Below are 24,075 nucleotides of genomic sequence, written 5' to 3'. Positions count from 1 at the left end.
GCTTTTTAATAGTTTTTTGAGTGTATTTTGTCTACAGACGTTTCCCCTAAGCAGTTTATTTCTATTGACCACCTGTTTTCACAATTAGCCGACACCCGGTTAGCGGATAAATTTCGCTTTAAAAAACGCCTCCATCAAATAAAGAAAATTACTGATCAAGAAAAACAACAGACGCAATTAGCTAAGCTTGCGGTGCAAATAACGGCATCCATTCGTCATAAGAAAGATAAGTTATCACGAACGCTCAATGTTGATTATCCGCAGGCACTGCCGGTCTCGCAAAATGTTGAGCAAATATCCAGGGCGATTGAACAAAATCAGGTGGTGATCATTGCCGGTGAAACTGGCTCGGGTAAAACCACCCAAATTCCTAAAATTTGTCTTGAGCTTGGCCGTGGGGTAGAGGGTATGATAGGCCATACCCAACCACGGCGTATAGCTGCAAGAACCGTTGCCTCACGTATTGCTGAAGAATTAAATACTCAGGTAGGCGAGCTGGTTGGTTATAAGGTGCGTTTTACCGATCAGGTCAGTGACAACAGTTATATTAAATTAATGACAGACGGTATCTTATTAGCAGAAATGCAAAAAGATCGCTTGTTACGTCAATACGACACACTCATCATTGATGAAGCTCATGAGCGTAGCTTAAATATCGATTTTATCTTAGGTTATTTAAAGCAAATATTGCCTAAGCGTCCTGATTTAAAAGTTATCATTACCTCAGCGACCATAGATCCACAGCGTTTTGCTCAGCATTTTTGTTCACCAACTGGTGAAGCTGCGCCAATTATTGAAGTGTCTGGCCGTACCTATCCGGTAGAAATGCTCTATCGACCATTAAATGAAAACCATGATGATGAAGCGGATGTTATCAGCGGCATTTTAGCGGCGGTTGACGAACTCAGTGCTTTTGGTCAGGGCGATATCTTAGTATTTTTAAATGGTGAGCGGGAAATTCGCGATATTGCTTATGCGCTGGAAAAAGCCAAGTTAAAACACACGCAAATTCTGCCCTTATATTCAAGGCTAACGGTGCAGGAACAAAACCGTATCTTTCAACCTCATACCGGCCGTAATATTGTCCTTGCCACTAACGTTGCTGAAACCAGTTTGACCGTGCCTGGCATTAAATATGTTATCGACCCCGGCACTGCGAGGATCTCTCGTTATAGTTATCGTACTAAAGTGCAGCGTCTACCGATTGAACCGATCTCACAGGCTAGTGCTAATCAACGGGCGGGGCGTTGTGGCCGGGTTTCTGAAGGTGTATGTATCCGCTTATATTCAGAGGATGATTATCTGTCTCGGCCGGAATTTACCGATCCGGAAATTCTGCGTACCAATTTAGCTACCGTTATTTTGCAAATGTTGGCACTGGATTTAGGTAATATTGCTGAATTTCCATTTGTTCAGCCGCCAGATAATCGTAATATTAATGACGGTGTGCGTTTACTGGAAGAGCTTAATGCCATTAGTCATCAAGCAGGGCATGGCCAGCTCACTAAAGTTGGCCGGATGCTGGCAAAGTTTCCGGTTGATCCTCGGCTGGCGAAAATGGCATTAGCCGCGATTGATACCGGCTGTATTGAGCAAATTTTTGTTATTGTCAGTGCCTTAAGCATTCAGGACCCGCGTGAACGTCCGCATGAAAAACAGCAAGCAGCAGATGAAAAACATAGCCGTTTTAAAGATAAGCAGTCTGATTTTTTAAGCTTTTTGCAGTTATGGCATTACATCAATGAACAGCAGCGTGCGTTATCAAATAATCAGTTCAGAAAGCTGTGTCAGAAAGAGTTTCTTTCTTATATTCGTATTCGTGAGTGGCAGGATATCTACAGCCAGCTAAAACTGACGCTCAAAGATAGTAATATTGCGATGTCTTCAATGCCGGTGACTGAAGAAAACTCACAAGCGCATGTCGTGATCCATCAGGCGATTCTTTCGGGGTTACTGAGTCATTTAGGTCAGCAGGATGAAAATAAAGAATTTAAGGGCGCTCGTGGCTCAAAGTTTTTTGTTTTTCCTGGTTCGGCATTAGCGAAAAAGCCCCCTAAATGGCTAATGGCGGCCGAGTTGGTCGAAACCAGCCGGTTATTTGCCCGCATGGTGGCGAAAATTGAACCACAGTGGATTGAGCCATTAGCAGGGCACCTGGTTAAGAAAAGCTACAGCGAACCCCATTGGGAGAAAAAGCAGGGGGCGGTGATGGCGTTTGAGCAGGTATCGCTTTATGGCCTGATCATTGTTGGCAAGCGCAAAGTCAACTTTAACCAGATAGAACCTGCTACCTGTCGTGATATTTTTATTCGCGAGGCATTAGTTAATGGTGATGCCACCATTAAAGAATCATTCTTTGATCGTAACCGTGATTTAGTCAAAGAAGTCGAGCAGCTCGAACAAAAAGCGCGCCGTAAAGATTTTCTTGTCGATGAAGAGCTGCTGTTTGAGTTTTATAGCAGTAAAATTCCTGAGTCGGTGATTTGTCAACGCAGCTTTTTATCCTGGTGGAAAAAGACCAAGGAAAAACAGCCTAAATTACTGAATTTTACTCGTGAATTTTTGCTTAATGAAGACAGCGGTAAAGTTAGCAAAGCGGAATACCCGGATACCTGGCAGCAAGGGAATTTAACCTTTGCCTTAAGTTATCACTTTAGTCCGGGGGACGAGGATGATGGTGTTAGTGTTCATATTCCATTAGGTATTTTGAATCAGGTGCAGGACCTTGGTTTTGATTGGCAAATACCGGCATTGCGTTATGAATTAATTGTTGCCTTAATTAAAGGTTTGCCTAAGTCATTGCGTCGTAATTTTGTTCCTGCTCCTAATTACGCAGAGGCCTGCCTTGCTGCGATTGGCGAGAGTGAATTAACCATCAAACAGGCGGTTGGCAAACAGTTATTACGGATGACGGGCGTCAGAATTTCTGATGAAGACTGGCAGCAAATAGTATTACCGCCGCATTTGTTAATGAACTTTAAGATCATTAATGACAAAGGTAAGCCGGTGGCGCAGGGGCGTGATTTAATAGCCTTACAACAGCAGCTTCAAGGTAAGGTGAAAGCGTCGATTCAAAAAGTTGCGGATAAAGGCATTGAGCGCGCGGATATCAGTGAATGGGACTTTGCCAAATTACCGGTAAGCTATGAGAAAAAAGTCGCGAACCTGACCATTAAGGCGTTTCCTGCGCTGGTAGATAAAAAACAAAATGTTGCGATTGAATTATTTGAGCATCAGGTATTGGCTGAGCAAGCGATGATCGCAGGTGCTGCCCGGCTGATTTTGTTAAATATTCCATCGCCAATTAAATACCTGCAACAAAAATTACCGAACAAAGCTAAGCTTGGGCTTTATTTTAATCCGTTTGGTTCAATTAATGACTTACTGAATGACTGCATATTAGCGGCTTGTCAGTATTTGATTACCAAACAAGGGGAATTACCACGTGACGAAGCGGCATTTAATCAATGCCGTGAACACGTCAGGGCTGAAATTGCCGATACCGTGCTTGAGCTGGCAATTAATGTGGAGCAGGTATTGAGACTGGCTCATGAGATCAATAAAAAGCTTAAAGGTAATGTGCCGTTAAATGTCATTCAGTCGCATGCCGATATTAAACAGCATTTATCTTCATTGGTTTATAAAGGTTTTATTACCCAATCGGGTTTTGAACGAGTAGTGGATATTGAGCGATATTTAAAAGCGGTGACCAGACGATTGGAGAAACTGCCAATCGATCCGAATCAGGATCGCTTGAAAATGATTGAATTGTCGAAAGTACAGGATTTATTTGAGCAAACAAAAGCCAAAGTTAAACATGATTTAGCCTTACTCGCTCAGGTAGAAGAAACCCGCTGGATGGTGGAAGAATTACGAGTGTCATTATTTGCTCAGAACTTAAAAACGCCTTACCCGATTTCGGCCAAACGTATCAAGAATCATCTTAAGAGCATCGTGGGATAGTATTAGTATTTGTGAACGAGTATTAGTGGTTAGTACGAGAGGTTTCATAGTAAAGTTTTGTCGAAATAGGGCATTTGACATGTCTTGGGGCAATGCGTATAAATGATCTAGGAATCAGCAAATCGATATAACTTGGAGCAGTAGTAATGGTTAATTTTGATGATAAGCGCAGCTTTTATCGTATGATGTTAAATAGCGATGTCACAGTGACTATTATTGACGATGAAGCTAACAGCACGTTAACGGCAACCTGTCGAGACCTAAGTGCAACCGGTATGGCAATAGAAATGTCGCATCCGATAGAACTCAATACAGACGTTAGAGTAACCATTGATTCGTCCGGTAACGCAGTACAACCACTTGATGTTAAAGGCAAAGTCGTGCGAGTCACCGAAGAAAGTTCTGAGTGTTATTTAATCGGTATTAATATCGCTGAGATTGATTAGCGATATTGTTTGATAGGCTAAGGCTGAATTTCCCGTCTTAGCCACACCATCCTTATTTATTCTGCTAAGTTTAAATGCTTTGTTATTTCTTCAATTTTTTCTTTCGCATTGCTATTTTCCGGGTTCAATTCACGAGACTTTTCATAAGCAGATGAAGCTAACTTATACTGCTTATCAAACAAATATGCCTCGCCTAGACTGTCCCATGCATTATAAGAATCTGGGTAATAATCGGTATTTAATTTAAAAAAATCAATTGCGGCCTTGCTATCAGTAGGGAACTGGTGGTCATATAACCTGTTATAACCAAAGAAATTTACTAAGCTCTCTCTAGGCTTTAAATCTACACCCAATTGTTCTGAAATTTTATTAAAATGCGTTTGCAGTTCCACTGCAGGTCTAAATCTGATGGCGTCATCGACCATGTAACCACTAAAAATATTTTTCAAACCCAAGTAAAAACTCATTATTTGCATTGTATGATGGTTTTGATCCATACCAAAAGTTTTTGAATGGACTGTTAAGCCTTTAATTGGTGATACCTCTAGTTTATGGATGAATTCAGCTACATAATTTTCCTTAGGATATAAAGAGGGTACACGATCAGATGTTGAAACAAACAACTGGCGTTTGTTAAGTTCTTTTTTCGAGAATTCAGTGTAACGTTTTAGCATTAATTGATTATCCCACCAAAGACTTGGATCAATGGCTATATATGCATTAAAGAATTCCGGTGTTTGATATAGGGAGTGGATAACCGTTAAACCGGTAAATGAATAGCCCGCTAAAATTCTGTAATCCGCGGTCTGATAATCCTGCTCTATTTTGGGGACTAGTTCTGTTTGAAGAAACGTTAAAAAGTTATCAGCACCTCCGGTAGTTTTTAGCGCATTTGTCACTGTTCCACCCCATTGCACAAGAGACTTTGTAGGTGCGCTATCACGAACACGATTCTGGCTCACAACTCCAACAACTATCATTTCAGGAATTTGAGGGCTAGCATCAGAGCTCATCTGTTTTGCGATACCAGAGAAAGCGTGAAAAAAGCTATTCATCTCTGCATCTGTGAAATACAAAACCGGATATTTTTTATAGCCATTTTTTCGATAAGAACTAGGTAAAGATACCCAATACTCTCGACTTTCATTAAGAGCTTTTGATTCAATTTTGTATTTTTTCCCGATAACAATATCATCGGAAAATGCACTCAGTGTGGTTAATGTGAAAAGAAGAAATAATAGCTTTTTCATCGTTACAACTTACTCCTATGATGATGAATGTGTCGTTTGGCACTTAACAACTGAATTAGTGAGACCTCGTAATGAAACTTTATATTTCAACACACTGATAAAATAATTTGTAAATCATACACTAATAAAAATTAGTCATACTTCAAAAGGTGGTTATAAAGTTATTTGCTTAATAAGAAATCAAGCATATGGAAATTACAGAATGTACTGACTATGGAAGTAGTATATTGAAATGAATTTATAGGACTAACAGCGAGCCTGTTAGCCATGAATAAGTTAACAGTCAAGTCGCATTAATCTACCTGGCAGACTAGTCCTTTCAAATAATATCCTTCAGGGTAGTTGGACGAAACCGGATGATCCGGCGCCTGATGCAAACGTTCAACAAAATAAGCATTTCGTTTTGCATCCAGCGCGGCATCAGCGACGACTTTTTGGAACAATCCGGCATCCATTAACCCTGAACAGGAAAACGTCAACAAGGTACCTTGTGGTTTTAATAATTGCATTGCCAGCATATTGATATCTTTATAGCCGCGACAGGCACCGGTTAATTGCGCTTTTGACTCAACAAATTTTGGTGGGTCAAGAATGATCATGTCAAAGGTGCGCTTTTCCGCGCGGAAGCGGCGCAATAATTTAAAGACATCTTCTTTGATAAAAGAGACATTTTTGTTCTGTAAATTATTTAATTCAATATTTTCTTTGGCGATATCCAACGCTTGTTCTGAAACATCGACATTAATTACTTCTTTGGCGTCATTAGCGGCGCAATGCAGTGAAAATGTACCGGTATAGGAGAAACAGTTCAGTACAGTTTTACCTTTGGCATAACGTCCAGCGGTTACGCGTGACTCTCTTTGATCAAGATAAAAGCCGGTTTTATGGCCGTTAGCAACATCAACGTGAATATTAATACCGTGTTCGCGAATGATAGTTTTAGTGCTCTCTTGTGGTTCGGTTAACCAGCCGGTAATAGGCTCTAAACCCTCTTTTTTACGCACATCAACGTCAGAACGCTCATAAATATGACAACCCGGATAAAGCTCTTTTAAACATTCGACAATGGTATAACGATGAAAGTCGGCACCAGCACTTAATAGCTGACATACCAGAAAATTATCATATTTATCGATAGTGACACCTGGCAAACCATCAGACTCGCCGGCAATTAACCGATAGCCAGTTAAACCACCTTGCTCGATAAACCAATCGCGTCTGGCTTGAGCATTTAACAATTTATTACGAAAAAAGTCCCTATCGATTTGCTGATTTTGATCAAAGGTCCAAACGCGAATGGTAATTTGCGATTCTGGCGAGTAGGCACCGCGCGCAAGCCAGTTTCCCTTGCTATCGCAGATATCAACAGTATCACCCAGCATAGGCTTGCCTTTGATTTTATTGATCGCTTTGGAGAACACCCAAGGATGTTTACGTAATAAAGATTTCTCGCGACTGACTTTTAAATAAATTATTGCTGACATTTGCCTATACTTAAGGGTGCATTAGTAAATTGCGCCGAGTTTAGTCAAAGCTGGCTTAAGGTGCAATCATCTGTTGAAAATAATTAATAAGAGAGATGAGATAATGAATGTAAGTTATTTAGCGCATGTTCACGGAAAAGTGCAAGGTGTCTATTTTCGTGCATCGAGTCAACAAATGGCGATCGAATATGGTCTTAGTGGCTACGCGCGTAATTTAGCTGATGGTGATGTAGAAGTGTTAATGTGCGGTGAGCAGCAAAATGTCGAAAGAATGATCCAGTGGCTTAACCATGGTCCTGATACGGCAGAAGTTGAAAAGGTTGATGCGAAAGAAGTTCCCTGGCAGGATCACAATCATTTTTCTATCGGCTAATATAACAGGGTTAGTTTTTTGAAGTTTATTAATGTAGATGATGCTCAGGCGTTAGTGTTTGCTGAAACAACTATGCCCGATATAGCAGCAGACGAATGTTTAGTTAAAGTAAAAGCCATTGGCGTTAATCGCGCAGATATTCTTCAAAGAGCGGGTAAATATCCGCCCCCTAAAGGTGAATCGCTAATTTTAGGGATTGAGGTGAGCGGCGAAATCGTTGCCTGTGGCGATCAGGTCACTAATAAAGCCGTTGGTGATAAAGTGTGTGGTTTGGTGCCTGGCGGTGGTTATGCAGAATATGTCAGAGTTAACGCGGATCATCTAATCGATTTACCGCCGCACTATGAATATGTGCAGGGTGCGGCGCTGGCAGAAACCTTTCTAACTGCCTATCAATGTTTATTTATAATTGCCTCATTACAACCTAATGAAAATGTATTAATTCATGCCGGAGCCAGCGGTGTTGGCACTGCGGCTATTCAACTGGCAAAAGCCAAACAGGCTTATGTGGTGGTTACTACCAGTAACCAACAAAAAGCTCAGGCTTGTTTAGATTTAGGGGCAGATGAAGTGATCAACTATAAAGACACAGATTTTGCCGCTTATTGTAAGGATAAAGCGCTAAGTTTTAATGTGATAATCGATGTGGTTGCGGGGGATTACCTCAATAAAAATGTCAATATTGCAGCGCTTGATGGCCGAATTGTCATTCTTTCCATGCTCGGTGGTCATTTTAGTAAACAACTCGATGTGGCAAAGTTATTAATGAAACGCCTCACTATTACCGCAACAACATTGCGCAATCGTAGTGATGATTATAAATCTCAATTGGTAGGTGAATTTTTGCAGCAATTTAGTGCGTTACTAAGCGACGATACGATTACGCCGGTGATTGATAGAACTCTGCCTTGGCAACAGGCAGAGCAGGCGCATCAGATATTAATGACCAATCAAAATATCGGTAAAGTGGTGTTAACTCTGGATTAGCTGTTAATGAGCCGTGTTTGGTGGTTAAACAATCGACACTTCTTCTTTAAAGAGTAATACCGCCAGATAAATGAGCGCTAATGGCGGTAAAAATGCGAGAACAAAGCCGATAATAGCCGCCATTTTTGGATTTTCGGTTTTTGTTTTCCCTAAGCGATAACTGAGTACAGTAACAGTTATCAGATACAATATTGCAACGATTGGCATAAAGATCACATACATGACTCATTTCCCTTTGTGGTTGACTTTTAATTAACTAAGCTCCAATATAGAATCAAATTTATCGTTAATCAATAAAATTTTATCGTTTTTCGATAAAAACATTTAAGCTACTAATACAACTGATAAGCAAAGAACCGCCGATGGCAAAACAGGTACGAATTAATTTAGATGCCTTACTAGCGAAAAATAAAATGTCGCTGACAGAGTTATCGCAAACCGTTGATATCACTATCGCCAATTTGTCTAAATTAAAATGTGGTAAAGCAAAAGCGCTGCGTTTTTCAACGTTAATCGCTATTTGTGAAGCATTAGATTGCCAGCCAGGTGAGCTATTAGAGCTTGAATAGTATTTACTCCCCACCAACATAGCAAAAGCGTTTTATTTGCTTGCCGTCTCGCTCTATGGTTTCATCAAACATGGCTAACGGACGGATCCAGATTTCACGTTCACCGTATTCCGGTTGATAAACCACATGGAGTTCTTCGGTTTCACTGTGTTTAGCGACATACAGTACTTGGTAATAATTACCTTTAAAGTGCTGATAACGACCGGTTTTTAACATTAGTTTTCCTTAAATGTTGGGTTCTAATACTTGTTGCCAGATAAACGAGCAAGACGCTGTAAATCCTTCCATGGAAACTCATCACCAGCATCCATGCTGGTGATGCTTGCTCTTATTATCCAAGCAACAATGTATTCTTGTTTTAAAGATATTTACGGAACTAAGCAGCCTCAATATCAACAGAAACGACTTTATATTCCGGGCACTTAGTTTCCGCATCAGTGACATCGCCGGTCACCCGATTGATCATCAATTCCGGAAAATGGAACGTAGTGAATAAAATCCCTTTATTGACTTTATCGCTCAGCTGGGCTTTAAGCGTGATCTCTCCACGCGCTGAAAACAGACGTACCGACTGCTGGTCACTAATTTTCTTCGCTTTGGCATCATTTGGGTTAATCAGTAAAATATCTTCGCTGACAATTTCTTCATTACCGGTTCTGCGGGTCATAGTGCCGGCATTGTAATGCTCTAAATTACGGCTGGTGGTGAGAATAAACGGAAACTGCTCGCCATTTTGAGTCACCTCTACACTTTCTTCAAACGGGTAGAAATGGAATTTACCTAAGCCGCGTTTAAAGTTTTCAGTGTGCAGTATTTTGGTATCGATACCATTAGCATTAACCGGCCATTGCAGGCCATCTTCGCCTAAGTTATCCCAGGTGACACCGGCAAAAAACGGCACCACCTGTGAGATTTCTTCAAGCATGGTCTTCGGATGATACTCGGCTTGCGGATAACCCAGGGCGTTCATCATTTCAACGATGATCTGGCCATCGGTTTTACAGCCGTCTTTTGGCGTGACCACAGCATTGACTTTTTGTATCCGGCGTTCACCATTAGTAAAGGTACCGCTTTTTTCTAAAAAGCTACTGCCAGGTAGTACCACATCAGCCATTTTCGCGGTTTCTGACAGGAAAATTTCTTGTACCACTAGCAGTTCCAGATTAGACAGCGCTTTAATGACATGATTCTGGTTCGGATCGGTTTGGACAACGTCTTCACCTAAAATCCATAACGCCTTTAAGTCACCTGCGATGGCGGCATTAAACATTTCCGGAATTTTATAGCCGATTTCTTTCGGGAGCTCGCTTTGGTAATGTTCCTGGTAATATTGATGATTTTCCTCAATATTGACCGGAAAATATCCCGCTCCTTGATGTGGCTGACAGCCCATATCGGCAGCGCCCTGAACGTTATTTTGTCCGCGCAGTGGGTTCATCCCCACACCCGGGCGACCGATATTACCGGTGAGCATTACTAAATCGGCAATCGACATAATTGCCCGGCTGCCTTGGCTGTGTTCGGTAACACCTAGGCCGTGAAAGCTCATGGCATTATCAGCTTTGGCATAGGCTAGCGCTGCAGCTTTAACCACCTGGGCATCAACGCCAGCAATATTGGCCAATTCATTGATATCCAGTGCCATAATTGCCTGTTTATATTCTTGATAGGCCTCGGTTCGGTTATCAATAAACGCCTGTTCAACTAATCCTGCTTCAATGATGAAATACGCCATCATGTTAAGTACCGCAACATTAGTGCCTGGTCTTAACTGAATATGCCAGTTGGCGTAACGGGCTAGTTCAGTTTTTACCGGATCAATGACGATTAACGGCGTGCCTTTCATCACTTTTTGCTTGATCTTGGCGCCGGTAACCGGATGGGCTGCGGTCGGGTTTGCACCAATTAACATGATAAAGTTAGTGTGTTTTAAATCTTCAATGGAGTTAGTGGCAGCACCGGTACCAAAACTGTGCTGCATACCGTAAGCGGTAGGGGAATGACAAACCCGGGCACAGCAATCAATATTGTTGGTACCTATGATCACCCGGATCATTTTCTGTAATAAGTAGTTTTCTTCGTTGGTACAACGCGCCGAAGAAATACCAGCAATCGCGTCACTACCGTGGGTTGTTTTAATGGCCTGTAATCTATCCGCTAAATATTGATAGGTTTCCTGCCAGCTGGCTGGTTGTAATTCACCATCTTTGCGAATTAAAGGTGTGGTTAACCTGTCAGGATGATCGTAAAAACGCCAAGCGTAACGGCCTTTTAAACAGGTATGGCCGGCATTTACGGCGGCATCTTCCGGTGCTTCAATTGATTGTATCTTGTTATTTTTGACTGAAACTTCCAGATTACAGCCAACGCCGCAGTAGGAACAAACGGTGCGAATTTTTTCCGCATCAGCCGTCAGGTTAGCGCGAAAGACATCGGAAATAGCCCCGGTTGGGCAAGTTTGGGCACAGGCGCCACAAGAGACACAATCAGATTCAGCAAAGGTTACGTCTTGCCCTTTGATAATCCGGCTGTTAAAGCCGCGACCAGCCGCACTTAGCACCTGTTCACCCTGAATTTCATCACAGGCGCGAATACAGCGATTACAGTCAATACACTTGGTTAGATCCATACGCATGTAGGGATGAGAGCTGTCAAAGCTGACGTCAGGTAAAGCATCGGCGCTTTTCGCTGCGTTAACAAAGCGTATTTCTCTGACCCCGGTGGCAACTGCTACATCCTGAAGTTCACAGTTGAGGTTCGATTCACAGTCATCACAGCTTGCCGGGTGATCGCTCAGCACCAGTTCAACAATATTTTTTCTTAATTTTTCTATCCGATCAGAGTTGGTAAAAATATGCATGCCTTCACTGATTGGTGTATGGCAGGATGCCATGACTTTTCTTGGCCCGTCAGCCGTTAACGCAACATCAACAGAGCAAACACGACAGCTGCCATAGGCATCCAGTCGATTGTCATCGCATAGCGTAGGAATTTCCTGTTGCAGACGACGGGCAAAGCTTAGTATCGATTCGCCGGATTCAATAGGGTGGGCAACACCGTTTAAAAATGCACTTGGCTTAGTCATTGGCATTTGCTCCTATCAAAGTTTGTTGGCTTGCTTGAGCAGCTTGTAAATAGGGACTGATCTCATCAGCAAAATATTGCAGGATATTTTTTATCGGCAGCGGCACTCCGCCTCCTAAGGCGCACAGGGAGCCCAGCTCCATGGTTTCCAGTAAATCGGCTAATAATTCATTGTCTATTTTTGTTTCATCATTGATCGCCTGCTGGAACATCTCATGGCCGCGAACCGACCCCAGTTTACAGGGATAGCATTTACCGCAGGATTCAGCCGCAGTAAATTCAAATAGATGCGCGATATAATCCACCATAGAAATGGACTCAGGAATACCAATAATACTGGCATGACCTAACAAAAAGCCATGTTCGGCAAAGGACTCAAAATCTACCGTTAATTCATTTATTTTGGTTATTGGTACTACGCCACCTAATGGGCCGCCAATGTGCAGGGCTTTTAGGTCTTTGGCAAAACCTCCTGCACTTTCAATGACTTCCGTTAATGGTGTACCCATTGCTACTTCGTATATCCCGGGCTTGTTAAAACTGCCATCTAAAGAGATCAACTTACTACCGGTAGACTTACCATTGCCTAGTGTCTGATAAGCCTGGTCATTACCAGATAAAATCCAGTGAATGGAAGCGAAAGTTTCAACGTTATTGAGTACCGTTGGACAGCCAAACAAGCCACTTTGGGTCGGAAATGGTGGTCTTACGGAAACCAAAGGTCGCTGACCTTCGATAGAACGCAAAAGCGCCGTTTCTTCACCGCAGATATAGGCACCAGCTCCGCGAATAATCTTAAACGAAAAGTCGATAGCTAATGCCAGTTGACTAAATTCATTAATTGCCTGTTCGGTAGCGGTAATCGCCGCCGGGTATTCGTCACGAATATATAAAACACCGGTTTTTGCACCGACTAAAAAACCTGCCATTAACATGCCGAACATTACCGCATGTGGGCGCTGTTCCAGTAAATAGCGATCACTAAAGGCACCAGCATCACCTTCATCGGCATTACAGACGATATATTTTTCATCGTTTTTGATATCGCGGCACGATTGCCATTTAAAGCCGGTCGGGAAACCTGCACCGCCACGGCCACGCAATCCGGATTGCGATACTTTATCTAGTACTGCTTGACTGTCCTGTTGCTGTAATTCAGTAAATAACTGGTAATACTGAGCGACATCGTTAATTTCAGCGGTAAGGATCGGTTTATCTATTAGACAGTTGACATGATAATTTTCCTGAGAATCAGTAAGATTTTGATGCACTATTTGCGCTAAATTATTGATGTCGTCGCCAGAAAAATTATTACCATTAATTTGAAATGCGCTGTTTTCACTGCAACGACCAAGGCATGTGACATGGCCAATTTCATCACTGGAAAATTCTGTTAACAGCTGTTCTTTTACCTGATCTTGGCTACCGGCACATAAACAGGAAGAACCATTGCAGACATAGGCTTTTTTATTGGCGTTATCGCCGTCGATAAAATCGTAAAAGCTGGCGGTGCCGTGGACTATCGCTTCACCGATCAAAAATTCTTTTGCTAATTGCCTACGCTCATCTTTGGAGCGACTATCTTCGCCGATAACAAGTTGTTGGAACAGGGTATGATCAATACCTTTTCTACGTGCCAACTGAGATAAATTTTTTGACATGGTTATTCCTTAGGTAAGGCTTTGAGCCGCCAATGACCGTGATATAAATTAAAGGATTGGCTGCCAGCAAAGCCAATTAAGGTTAAATTAAAGCGTTGTGCTGCAGTGATCGCCAAATCGGTTGGCGCCCCAACGGCAATTAATACTGGTACTCCCAACATTACCGCTTTTTGCACTATTTCAAAACTGACTCTGCTACTTACCACCAGTGTAGAATTTTTTGGCACTTTTGTCTGGCCATCAATCAATGAACCGACCAGTTTATCAATGGCGTTGTGACGGCCGATATCTTCATTTACTTGAATAATCTGGCTATTTTCATCAAACAACGCTGCTGCGTGAACGCCGCCGGTTTGTTGAAATAGTCTTTGATGCTGAATCATCATTTTTGGCAAGTTATAAATAGCAGATGCATTAAGCCAATGACGGTTATCAGACAAGGTCGGCGGATTTTTCAGCTCTAATGATTTTAATGAGGTGGTGCCACATATACCACAGCTGCTGTAGCTTAGCTGATAGCGTTCTAATCCGGTAAGGTCGGGCTGGCAATGCGTTGCAAGTTTGACTTCCCACTGGTTAGTGGATTCAGACTCCGCAGATATTTTTATTACATCATTAAAGGTCTTAATGATCCCCTCACAGTAAAGCAAGCCCAAGATCAGCGCTTGATCTTGCCCGGGAGTGCGCATAGTGATGGAGAAAATTTTACTATTTATTTGCTGCTTAGTTTGCTGCTGTTCTTGCCAAATAAGACGTATCTGTAATGGTAGTTCAGTAATTACTTGATCTTGGATCAGCTGTTTGTCGTTACCTTGATAAACATACTTGCTGACGATTTTTATCGGTTGTTGTTCGTCTTTAGCTTTGTCTACGGAATCGGAACTGTCTGGCTTAGCGATAATTGTCATAACTTATATTTTATTAATACTGCGCCTATCTTACTCCGTTCATCGTTTACTGAAAAGCGTCAACTTGTTCAGTCAATTAGTGATTTTTAATAAAATGTACAAGATTATATCCAAGTGATAAAGGCTAAAACCTCAAGGATTTAGCCTACATAATAACAAAGCCCTATTGCTGAAACTCTTGATACAACATTAACAGATGTGCTGCACTCCAGCTAAAATTAGTAGCGCCTTGCATTTCACCGGTTTCAGGATTGTAGTTTTCCCGAATTGGTTGATCGGCGGTTAGCCCTTGAGCATTGCGATAAAATTTATCCAGTACTTGCTGAGCCTGAGTGTGATAGCCATAGTTGTTTAATGCATGGATGGCAAAATAGAACTGATCGAGCCACACCCGACCACGCCAGTATATATTGGCATCATAAGCCGGGTTTGTCAGGGCGGCAGTGCCAAATGGAATATGGCTGTTAAATTCTTTTTGGTTGAGCATAGTATCTATGACGCGCTTTGCTTTATCGTTATCAGCAATATTGGCCCATAGCGGGCTCCAACCCTCCGGGCCTTTACCGCGATAGCTGAGTAATTCGCCCTGACAGCTGTCAGTTGTTTTATCCGTTATTTTTCTGTCGTAATAAAAGTGAGTGTTAGCATCATAAAAGCACTGGTTAATTCGTTGGCTCAACTTATCTGCCTGCTGTTGGTATTGGCTGGCAACACCAGGTTGATTAAGGATATTGGCCATTTTTGCCAGCAAGTGTTTTTCCTGGGCCAGATAAGTGTTTAACTCAACCGATTCCTGATTAATGGAATAACCGACTAATTTGCCTTGTTGGTTGTGATTGGCAAAAAATTTCACTTGCCAGTCTTGCTGCGCGCGTTGAATATCTCCTTGATAATGACTATTGGCGTATTGTGCGAGCTGTATAGGGGAGATAAAGCCAAAGCGAGCGGCGTTATCCATACCTGACTCCCAGGCAGCGCCATGCTGAGCGCCAATATCTAACTCAGTGTATTGGCCTGTTGCCAGCACCTGTTGATATAACTGATCACTATGGCATAAGTAGGTTAAGCGCTCAGACTGCTGGCAGGCTGAAAAATCAAGTGTTTTATTATCTATAGCATTCTTGCTGCCGTAGCTTACTTTAAAGGTGAGTTCGCCACTGGTATTGTTATGAAATCTGTGGGTGGTGGCGCCGTATTCAACCAAACCATTTTGATTGTGATCTCGATTGCGGTACCACCATTGGTGATAACTTACAAGTTTAGGAAACAATTGAGCTAAAAAGTCTTTATCTTTTGTTGCCTGGTACACTTGCCACACTGCCCAGCTTGCCAATGGCGGTTTAGTGTTTCTTTCATTCCAGTTACCGCCAATACCGCCGCGTGCTTGATCTTTGTTATAAAAAATTGCGTCAATCACCATACCGCTATCTTGCGGTCTGATTTTGTCCTGTGCGCCGATCTGGTAATCAAACATTGCCAAAATATTTTCTTTGGCAAGTTCAGGGGCAATATCGGCAAGTGCGCTGGCATGCTTCCAGCTATCCCAGGCCCAAAAACCGTTAAACCAACGGGCAGTAACCGAAGGCGTGATACCGCTATGTAAAATACTACCTGCCGGACTGCGCCAGTTAGCGATTAAGGTTTCCAGTGATTTTATCGCCAGTTTTTGTTGTTCATTGCTTACTTTACTGCTGGTTGCTTTGTTATTGTCTGAAATAGAGGCCAGATAGCCTGACCAGCGCTGGTGATTGGCGTTTTGATAGTGCTCAGGTGAAGTTAACACTTTCGCGATAAATGCCTGCTCTTTTGTTTTCTCTTGCGCGGAATGAAAATAACTTTGCGTTGAAGTTATGCGAGTTGTTTGTTGTGCTGCCAGCTTAACTTTCGCGGTACTGTGATAACTTTGCTGCTCAGGATTTATTATAGTATCAGTGGGAATTGAACGCTGAATTTGATAACTGGCTTGTGGTGATAGCAATATATCCCATGTTGCGCTTACCTTAGGAAACTGAACACTGATCCCATTTAGTGAGGCAGTAAGTTTTGGCGACCAACCTGGTACGACATCTGTGATTTTATGTTGTTGATCCCACTGCTGAATAAGACTGCCGGAAAAGTTAAGTCTAAGGTCTAAAGGTTGCGTGGCATGACTGGTAAGTTCAGTGGTGATAAATGCCGTGCGGTTGCTGGCAAATTCTAGCGTTAAACTGACTGAGAGTTCAGGGAACTGATATTGCTGTACTAGTCCGCCGGGAAATGAGTACAGGCTTCTTTTTGCGTCAGCGAAGTTAAAAGCTTTATCACCGCGCTCATCATAAATAGCAAGTTGTTCCAGTTTTTCGGCAAAAAATAAGCTGTATTCCTGAGCGATCAGCATTGGACCGGTAAAACTACCAAGGTTTTTATCATTATCCGGTAATAAAAAGCCATGCCAGGCGCCGAGATCAAATACTGGATTAAACTGCTGATTACCGTATTTATCAAACATTCTAAAGCGGTGAGGTGCACCAAAACGGTTAATCAAATTATGGAAGTCAGTTGTTTCTTTGATGCTGTTAGCTATTGATACCGATGAAGCGGTTATTAAAGTGACTGGCAGCATCAGTTTGGTGATTATTAACAAAATTTGAGCAATTATTTGTTTATTTTTAATGATAACGTTTATTTTTCTAGCGCTTGGCATTTTTATTTCTACCTTTTGAAATCCCGTTGTGAATATAGCAATGGGCTCCGTTTCGACTCCTTAAAACAATATACCATATAAATTATATTTACCTTAAGTATTATTTGTACTATAAATATTGCAATATGATTTTTATGATCATAGTATTTAATCGAACGGTGAAAAGTTCGACAATTAAAAATAACGATAAACAGAAAAATAAAGCGTTGTATCAGCAGGATATAATGCGGGAGAAGAGCCAATGGCCAAAAATAACAACATGAAACTCAATTATCTTTCTATGCTGGTAATGTTTAATTTAGGTGTTATCGGTGCAGTGAATGCCAATGAAACACCCAAGGATGAACAGGAAGAAATCGAAACTATTACCGTCACTGGTATTCAGGCAAGTTTAGTTAAATCAATGGATATAAAACGATCTTCTGATGGTGTAGTTGACGCTATTGCCGCAGAAGATATCGGTAAGTTTCCCGATCAAAATGTTGCAGAGTCGTTACAACGTATTACCGGGGTATCAATCGATCGCAGCGGCGGTGAAGGTCAGCTAATTACCGTTCGTGGTATGGGGCCTGAGTTTAACTCAGTACTGCTAAATGGTCGTACGCTAGCAACAACTAGTGGGGGCCGTGCATTTAGTTTTGATATTTTAGCTTCTGAACTGATCAATGGCGCAGATGTTCATAAAACGCAATCTGCAGCACTACAGGAAGGTGCTATCGGTGCCACAGTTGATATTAGCACGGTGAAACCGCTTGATTTTTCTGGCTTTAAAGCAGTTGGTAGTGTTAAAGGGCTGTACGATGATATGACCAGTAAATTAAGCCCGCAGTTTTCCGGGCTTATCAGTAACACCTTTAATGATGATAGTTTCGGTGTGTTAGCGTCATTTTCTCATTACAAGCGCGAAAGTCGTTATGATCAGGCAAATACTGCTTATTACTACAAAACAGAAGCAGATTTAGATGGCCAAAACTACGGTGAAGTTTATTTTCCGCAAAATTATGATCAAATCGCACAAACTGAAACCCGCGAACGTAACAGTGGCACTTTAGTCTTACAATTTAAACCTAATAAAGACGTTACTATAACTGCCGATGCTTTATATTCTGATTATAACGTTCAGTATCGTCAGGATGTTTTCCCGATGTGGTTTGAAACCGGCAAAGTGAGAAATCCGGTATTGGATGAAAGCAATACCTTAGTCAAAGGGCATTTTGTTAATAGCTTTATTGAAACCTTAGTGCGTCAGTCTGATGCAGATAACACCCTAAAAGCATTCGGTTTGAATTTTGACTGGCAAATCAATGATAACTGGAACATGTCTGCAGATTTAAACACTTCAAAAGCAGAACATGACCCAGGTAAGGGATGGTCTGATGTTGTCGCTGGTCGTCCAGGTGAGTTTACCTATGATCGTACTTCTGGCGATCTAGTACCAACCATGACCTTTGAGAATTTTAAAGAAGGTGATGTGCTAACTGCCGGATGGGCGTCTTTACAAGGCACTCGTGTTGAAGATGAAGTATTAGAAGCTAAATTAGATAATAACTATGTTGTTGATTTTGGCGCGCTAGTCGACATCGGATTTGGTGTTCATTACTCTGATCGCACTTTAGGCTCAACCTATGGTGAAACTGAGAATCCGTTACCATGGATTTATGCAGATAACAGCACACGTATTCCGTTACCATCAGATATGTTATGGACCTATGATGCGGATGGTTTCCTTTCTGGTGGTTCAGGTAATCCGACCGAATTTTGGCCAACGTTAAATTCCGATGATTTATTTGCGTTTTTATCCACCGAAGAAGCGATTTCGCAGTTAGATGACCCTGATCTGGTGCGCGATATTTTCAGCCGTGCCGGTTTCGGCGTGGTTGATGATCCTACCGCGTATGAAGTCAACGAAGAATTAATCTCGCTTTATACCGATTTTTATTTTGAAGGTGAGGTGAATCAGATGCCTTGGTCACTGGTTGCCGGTGTCCGTTATGTCAAAACTGACAGTACTTCCAAGGGCAATCAGGTTGCCTTGCTTGATTTGATCCCGTCAAACGAAAAACCAGGTGAAGTGCGCGCGATCACTTCTGATGATTATGTAGCGGTTTCTGTTAACCATAGTTACAGTGATTTATTGCCGAGTTTAAATGGTAGGCTTGAGATCACAGAAGATTTGGTTGCTCGTTTGGCCTGGTCAAAAAGTTTAACTCGTCCTGAGCTTAGTGAAATGTCTCCGCTTTCTAGCTATGGTGATGGACCGACAGACCAGCTTTTTGGTTCTGGTAGTAATCCAAAACTAAATCCTTTTGAATCAACTAATTTTGATTTTTCACTTGAGTGGTATTATCAAGAAGGTAGTTATGCAGCTATTGCTGGGTTTACTAAAGATGTTGAAGGCTATTTAGGTTCGGGCGAAACCGATGAAACCGTTACGGTTCCTGGTGGTACTTTTAACTATAAGATGTCACGTCCAATCAACGAAGATAGCACTAAAATTGAAGGTTTCGAACTTGCGGTACAACATATGTTTAGTAGCTTGCCGGCACCATTCGATGGCTTAGGGGTAATTGCCAACATGACCTTTGTTGACAGTGAATCGAGTGCCGATGAAGGGGGTGAAAAGTTACCATTAATTGGTTTGAGTGATTCACAAAACCTTATTTTGTTTTATGAAAAAGATGCGTTTCAGTTCAGGGTTGCCTATAACAATCGTGATCGTTTTATGCAGTCTAAACCCAGATCATGGCGTGACGGTCATTACGTAGATGATTATAAGCAAGTGGATATCAGCGGTAGTTATGACATTAATGAGCATTTTACTGTGTTCTTTGAAGGAATTAACGTCACTAATGAGCTTTATATTAAAAATGCAGAGTATGCGAATCAAACGTTAACGGTGACAGAAACAGGACCAAGATACTCGCTGGGTATTCGAGGTAAATTCTAGTTCATTATCGTTTTATCAAATGCCAGAAAACAAAATTTTCTGGCATTTTTGTCTTTAAGCTGAGGTAAAAGCTTTCTTTTTAAGGAGTCGAATAGTTGTATGTCTGATCATAAAAAACCTTCCTTAACAGATGCATTGATACCCATCTTCACCATGTTACTGCTGTTATTTCTTTCCGTGTATTACTTTGGCAACGATTCTTCTTCTGGTCCCAATCAGGTCGCCTTATTAATTAGTGCTGGTGTTGCGACCTTGATAGGGTTAAAAAATGGCTACCAGCGAGAACAGCTGGAGCAGGGCATAGTCAAAGGGATCAGCGTCACTTTAGGCGCTATTTTAATTTTATTAGCGGTTGGCTCATTAATCGGCGCCTGGCTATTATCCGGCACTGTACCCACGATGATTTATTTTGGTCTTCAATTGTTAAGCCCTGATTTGTTTTACGTCAGTTGCGCAATAATTTGTGCTTTAGTTGCCATCTGTATCGGTAGCAGCTGGACGGTAGCGGCAACTATTGGCGTAGCATTAATGGGCGTAGCCAACGGGCTAAACGCCAGCCCTGCGATAACAGCAGGCGCAATTATCAGTGGTGCTTATTTTGGTGATAAATTATCGCCGTTATCCGATACCACTAATTTATCGGCGGCAGTAGCCGGCGCGCCATTGTTTACTCATATTAAAAATATGCTGTGGGGAACAGTACCGACATTTTCTATTACCTTAGTGATATTTTACTTACTGGGGATTAATGAAAGTGTCACTGTTGCCGATCAGCGGATCCCTTTATTATTACAAACCCTCACTAATGAATTTACTATTGCCTGGTATTTGTTATTGCCACTAGCGCTAACCTTGTTTTTGGCTATGAAAAAAGTACCCGCTTTTCCGGCAATCGGTATAGGTGCTCTGGTAGGTGGGGGATTTGCGGTTGTATTTCAGCAGCCATTAATCTTATCGATTGCTGATAATGAATTATTAGCGCTAAGTGCCAATATTACCGTGGTTTGGCAGGTAATGTATCAGGGCTTTAGCTTAAATACCCAAGATGCGGTTTTTAATGATTTACTTAGTGGTGGCGGTATGGGGTCAATGCTCAATACCATCTGGCTGATCATAACGGCAATGACCTTTGGCGCCATTATGGAAACCGTTGGCTTATTGGCGGTTGTTGTCGATAAACTATTAGCAATATCAAACAAAATTAGCAGTTTAATTATTACCACCATCATGACGGCATTAGGGGTGAACTGTATCGCCGCCGATCAATATATTGCACTTGTTATTCCGGGTAGAATGTTTAAACAACATTATCAGGATAAAGGATTAGCACCTGAGAACCTTTCTCGCGCGCTGGAAGACGGTGGCACGGTAACTTCAGTACTCATTCCGTGGAATACCTGTGGTGCTTATATGCAATCGGTGCTGATGATCAATCCATTAGATTTTATCTTTTATTGCTTTTTTAACTGGTTGTCACCGCTGGTTGGGATCACAGGAGCGATACTGGGGTATAAAATTAAGCATCTTGGCAACAAAGATCAATCTATTGCTATCAATCAGCAAGTGGATGATCTAGCTGAATCATCTGCATTAGCGAATAAAGGCTAATAAGCTATGGAACTTGTTGTAGCTTAAGAATGATTATGACAAGTTTACTAAAATTGAATGCTTTTTGTATTCAGACACAAAGGACCTCCTCTGTATTTAGGGAAATGAGCAATTTGCGCACTATTAAATTGTTAGGCATACAAGTAAAATCAGCGGACACGCATTAGTTTGCTTGCGCTTCGCGCAGTATAGCAAACCATGCTTAGTCGCCGTTTTAGGCGTTATGTGAATAGTGTAATTTCGAAGTGTTGGGAACCTTGATGAGCAATGTAATTCTAGAGTCAATTATCACTTGTCCAGAGTGCGGAGCTAAGAAAAAAGAAGTTATGCCTACGGATGCATGCCAATATTATTATGAGTGCGCATCTTGTCATAAACTATTAAAGCCATTAACTGGCGACTGCTGCGTTTATTGTTCTTTTGGTTCAGTTAAGTGTCCACCAACACAAGAGAACGGAGCTTGTTGTAGTTAATTCACATAACAAGCTGTTAAACAAGGACAAAATATAGTTGGCTTTTGCTCCTTCGTCGCTTATTCTAGCCAACTTATTTTGCCTGTTAACGAGGGCGTAATAAATACTTTCAGAAACTGTGCGTAAATACATTAAGGGATTAATATGTCTTCGACTTATCAACGTTTTTTCTCGAACAAGCTAACTTTAGCAATGTTAATAATATTTAGTATTTATTTATTGTTGCGTGCTATTGCGTTTTTTGTTCATCAGCCTATTCATCTTTCAGGCGATTATTTCTCATTTGAAGGCAAACAAGTGAGGTATGTCTGTAAAGGAAGCGGAAACCCCTATGTTTTTTTTGAATCTGGTTATGGCGATGACTCGGAAGAGGTTTGGTCATCAATTTCTGAACAATTACCAAGGACATTCACGTCATGTTATTACGACCGATTAGGTCATGGCGGCAGTGACAACATTCCAACGGATTTTACGACGAACCAAAAGGCTCAACTTCAAGCGTCTCTTATTCAACATGTTGCGGGTGATAACCCGGTCATTATAGTTGCACGGTCATACGGCGGAATTATCGCAAGACACACTGCCGCAAGAGCCAACAGTAATTTGGCAGCACTAATATTGTTAGATTCAGCGCACGAGAATCAACATGAAATATTACGCGGAACCTTCTCCCCTATCGCCACGCATATGCAAGTTTGGCATTACGCTGATCCTATTCTGGGGATATCAGATATCAAGAATCTCTTTAAGAAATATGACTCTTCATTGGCTCAACGACTAGATCAGTACTTTTCCAGTTTTCGATACGCGCGTGTGATGTCAGCTTACCGAAACGAAGGAGGCTTCTTCACGCCCTTAGAAGACTTCAATTATGATTTCGGTAACTTAAAAATGGTGGTAATGAGCCATGACAGAGAAGCCTACAAAGCAGCACCTCGTTTCTACAGCGTCGGAGATAAGTGGGCTGAAATGCAAAAGAGTATCGTTCAGCTTTCTCACAATTCAGAGCATATTGTTGTAAAAGGCGCCACTCATAACATTCCTGGTGATGCTCCTGAGGTGGTTATAAGCAAGATTATTGAAACTGTGGGTATTGTTTCTAACCAACCGAGCGTAAGTATTTATAACAAGGCCTTAAAGACGGGCTCGTAACAGTTGGCTCGGTTCTGCTTCGCTACACATTTTAGCCAACAATTTTTTGCCCATTATTAGGGTGTTAGAGTTTTCTAGAGTTATGGAGTGTAATTTTGCATGGGAGCTAATGTAAATATCTGCTTTCGTATTGCCATTGTAAATCAGTTAATATTTTTACTGCTTACATATATAAATATAACTGATTGCTCCACATCTCCATACGGATGTAGTAAAGGAGAAGGTTTGCTTCAAGGGCTTGCTTATATAGCTATTTTTTCTTTACTAGCGTTAGTAGAAACCATTATGTTATTGGGTATATTTTCAACTATCTTTGACAAGTCATTCCTCAAAGCAACTCAATTAAATATTTTTGCGTTTTTAGTTACTTTCATTTTATGTTTATATACGGTGCTAAATTGGCATTATGCTCACATGTAGTATTAAAACTCTAACAAGCCGCTTTATATGGACAAAATACAGTTGGCTTTTGCTCCTTCGTCGCTTA

Annotated in this window: 18 protein-coding genes; 10 read left to right on the top strand and 8 right to left on the bottom strand. The window is 41.6% G+C overall.

Annotated elements, in window-relative coordinates; all coding sequences use genetic code 11:
* The first annotated feature begins 57 nt into the window (after window positions 1–57).
* Both hrpA and QQK06_RS19170 read left to right on the top strand, forming a co-directional pair.
* Window positions 58–3,963 carry an ATP-dependent RNA helicase HrpA gene (hrpA, locus tag QQK06_RS19175; RefSeq protein WP_431313668.1) on the top strand — a complete coding sequence of 1,302 codons (3,906 nt, stop codon included), beginning with the start codon at window positions 58–60 and terminating at the stop codon, window positions 3,961–3,963.
* A 146-nt stretch (window positions 3,964–4,109) separates the two neighbouring features.
* On the top strand, window positions 4,110–4,409 hold the full coding sequence (locus QQK06_RS19170) for a PilZ domain-containing protein (RefSeq protein ID WP_284246442.1): 300 nt from the start codon (window positions 4,110–4,112) through the stop codon (window positions 4,407–4,409).
* 56 nt (window positions 4,410–4,465) lie between these two features.
* On the opposite strand, the gene QQK06_RS19165 is transcribed toward QQK06_RS19170, so the two are convergent.
* Together QQK06_RS19165 and QQK06_RS19160 are read right to left on the bottom strand one after the other, a co-directional pair.
* Complete coding sequence (locus tag QQK06_RS19165; RefSeq protein ID WP_284246441.1) at window positions 4,466–5,659, bottom strand: alpha/beta hydrolase-fold protein; 1,194 nt, start codon at window positions 5,657–5,659, stop codon at window positions 4,466–4,468.
* A 293-nt stretch (window positions 5,660–5,952) separates the two neighbouring features.
* On the bottom strand, window positions 5,953–7,143 hold the full coding sequence (locus QQK06_RS19160; protein ID WP_284246439.1) for a class I SAM-dependent methyltransferase: 1,191 nt from the start codon (window positions 7,141–7,143) through the stop codon (window positions 5,953–5,955).
* A gap of 103 nt (window positions 7,144–7,246) precedes the next feature.
* On the opposite strand from QQK06_RS19160, the gene QQK06_RS19155 reads away from it, so the two are divergent.
* Together QQK06_RS19155 and QQK06_RS19150 are read left to right on the top strand one after the other, a co-directional pair.
* Complete coding sequence (locus QQK06_RS19155) at window positions 7,247–7,516, top strand: acylphosphatase (RefSeq protein ID WP_284246437.1); 270 nt, start codon at window positions 7,247–7,249, stop codon at window positions 7,514–7,516.
* A gap of 18 nt (window positions 7,517–7,534) precedes the next feature.
* Window positions 7,535–8,503 (top strand): NAD(P)H-quinone oxidoreductase, encoded by a 969-nt coding sequence (locus tag QQK06_RS19150; RefSeq protein ID WP_284246436.1) that lies wholly within the window; start codon window positions 7,535–7,537, stop codon window positions 8,501–8,503.
* 24 nt (window positions 8,504–8,527) lie between these two features.
* Here the strand turns inward: QQK06_RS19150 and QQK06_RS19145 are convergent, their stop codons facing one another.
* Complete coding sequence (locus QQK06_RS19145; RefSeq protein ID WP_284246434.1) at window positions 8,528–8,725, bottom strand: hypothetical protein; 198 nt, start codon at window positions 8,723–8,725, stop codon at window positions 8,528–8,530.
* A 140-nt stretch (window positions 8,726–8,865) separates the two neighbouring features.
* On the opposite strand from QQK06_RS19145, the gene QQK06_RS19140 reads away from it, so the two are divergent.
* Window positions 8,866–9,072 (top strand): helix-turn-helix domain-containing protein, encoded by a 207-nt coding sequence (locus QQK06_RS19140; protein WP_284246432.1) that lies wholly within the window; start codon window positions 8,866–8,868, stop codon window positions 9,070–9,072.
* A gap of 3 nt (window positions 9,073–9,075) precedes the next feature.
* Here the strand turns inward: QQK06_RS19140 and QQK06_RS19135 are convergent, their stop codons facing one another.
* The 5 genes from QQK06_RS19135 to ygjK all read right to left on the bottom strand — a co-directional run bounded on the left by QQK06_RS19135 (window position 9,076) and on the right by ygjK (window position 17,408).
* On the bottom strand, window positions 9,076–9,288 hold the full coding sequence (locus QQK06_RS19135) for a DUF1653 domain-containing protein (protein WP_284246431.1): 213 nt from the start codon (window positions 9,286–9,288) through the stop codon (window positions 9,076–9,078).
* A 160-nt stretch (window positions 9,289–9,448) separates the two neighbouring features.
* Window positions 9,449–12,157 (bottom strand): formate dehydrogenase subunit alpha, encoded by a 2,709-nt coding sequence (gene fdhF, locus QQK06_RS19130; protein WP_284246430.1) that lies wholly within the window; start codon window positions 12,155–12,157, stop codon window positions 9,449–9,451.
* Complete coding sequence (locus tag QQK06_RS19125) at window positions 12,150–13,817, bottom strand: NADH-ubiquinone oxidoreductase-F iron-sulfur binding region domain-containing protein (RefSeq protein ID WP_284246429.1); 1,668 nt, start codon at window positions 13,815–13,817, stop codon at window positions 12,150–12,152. The genes fdhF and QQK06_RS19125 overlap by 8 nt, the downstream gene beginning before the upstream one ends.
* A gap of 2 nt (window positions 13,818–13,819) precedes the next feature.
* The gene (fdhD, locus tag QQK06_RS19120) at window positions 13,820–14,725 is read right to left on the bottom strand and encodes a formate dehydrogenase accessory sulfurtransferase FdhD (RefSeq protein ID WP_284246428.1); all 906 of its coding nucleotides are present in this window, start codon (window positions 14,723–14,725) and stop codon (window positions 13,820–13,822) included.
* A 163-nt stretch (window positions 14,726–14,888) separates the two neighbouring features.
* Entirely contained in the window at window positions 14,889–17,408 is a 2,520-nt protein-coding gene (gene ygjK / locus QQK06_RS19115; RefSeq protein WP_284246427.1) for an alpha-glucosidase, read from the bottom strand.
* Window positions 17,409–17,649: 241 nt separating this feature from the next.
* Between ygjK and QQK06_RS19110 the strand changes: the two genes are divergently transcribed.
* From QQK06_RS19110 to QQK06_RS19090, 5 genes are all read left to right on the top strand, one after another.
* A complete protein-coding gene (locus tag QQK06_RS19110; protein WP_284246426.1) occupies window positions 17,650–20,355 on the top strand; it encodes a TonB-dependent receptor in 2,706 nt (901 codons plus the stop codon).
* 99 nt (window positions 20,356–20,454) lie between these two features.
* The gene (gene nhaC / locus QQK06_RS19105; RefSeq protein ID WP_284246425.1) at window positions 20,455–21,963 is read left to right on the top strand and encodes a Na+/H+ antiporter NhaC; all 1,509 of its coding nucleotides are present in this window, start codon (window positions 20,455–20,457) and stop codon (window positions 21,961–21,963) included.
* Window positions 21,964–22,223: 260 nt separating this feature from the next.
* Window positions 22,224–22,436: a GDCCVxC domain-containing (seleno)protein gene (locus tag QQK06_RS19100; protein WP_284246424.1), complete on the top strand. Its 213-nt coding sequence runs from the start codon at window positions 22,224–22,226 to the stop codon at window positions 22,434–22,436.
* Window positions 22,437–22,580: 144 nt separating this feature from the next.
* On the top strand, window positions 22,581–23,588 hold the full coding sequence (locus QQK06_RS19095) for an alpha/beta hydrolase (protein ID WP_284246423.1): 1,008 nt from the start codon (window positions 22,581–22,583) through the stop codon (window positions 23,586–23,588).
* A 99-nt stretch (window positions 23,589–23,687) separates the two neighbouring features.
* Window positions 23,688–24,008, top strand: a complete 321-nt coding sequence (locus QQK06_RS19090) for a hypothetical protein (protein ID WP_284246422.1) — start codon at window positions 23,688–23,690, stop codon at window positions 24,006–24,008.
* Window positions 24,009–24,075: the final 67 nt, after the last annotated feature.

This window comes from Thalassotalea insulae, from assembly GCF_030161395.1.
Classification (GTDB): Bacteria; Pseudomonadota; Gammaproteobacteria; order Enterobacterales; family Alteromonadaceae; genus Thalassotalea_E; species Thalassotalea_E insulae.
The sequence above is the reverse complement of the archived record's forward strand: the minus strand, read 5'-3'. Positions and strand labels throughout refer to the sequence as shown.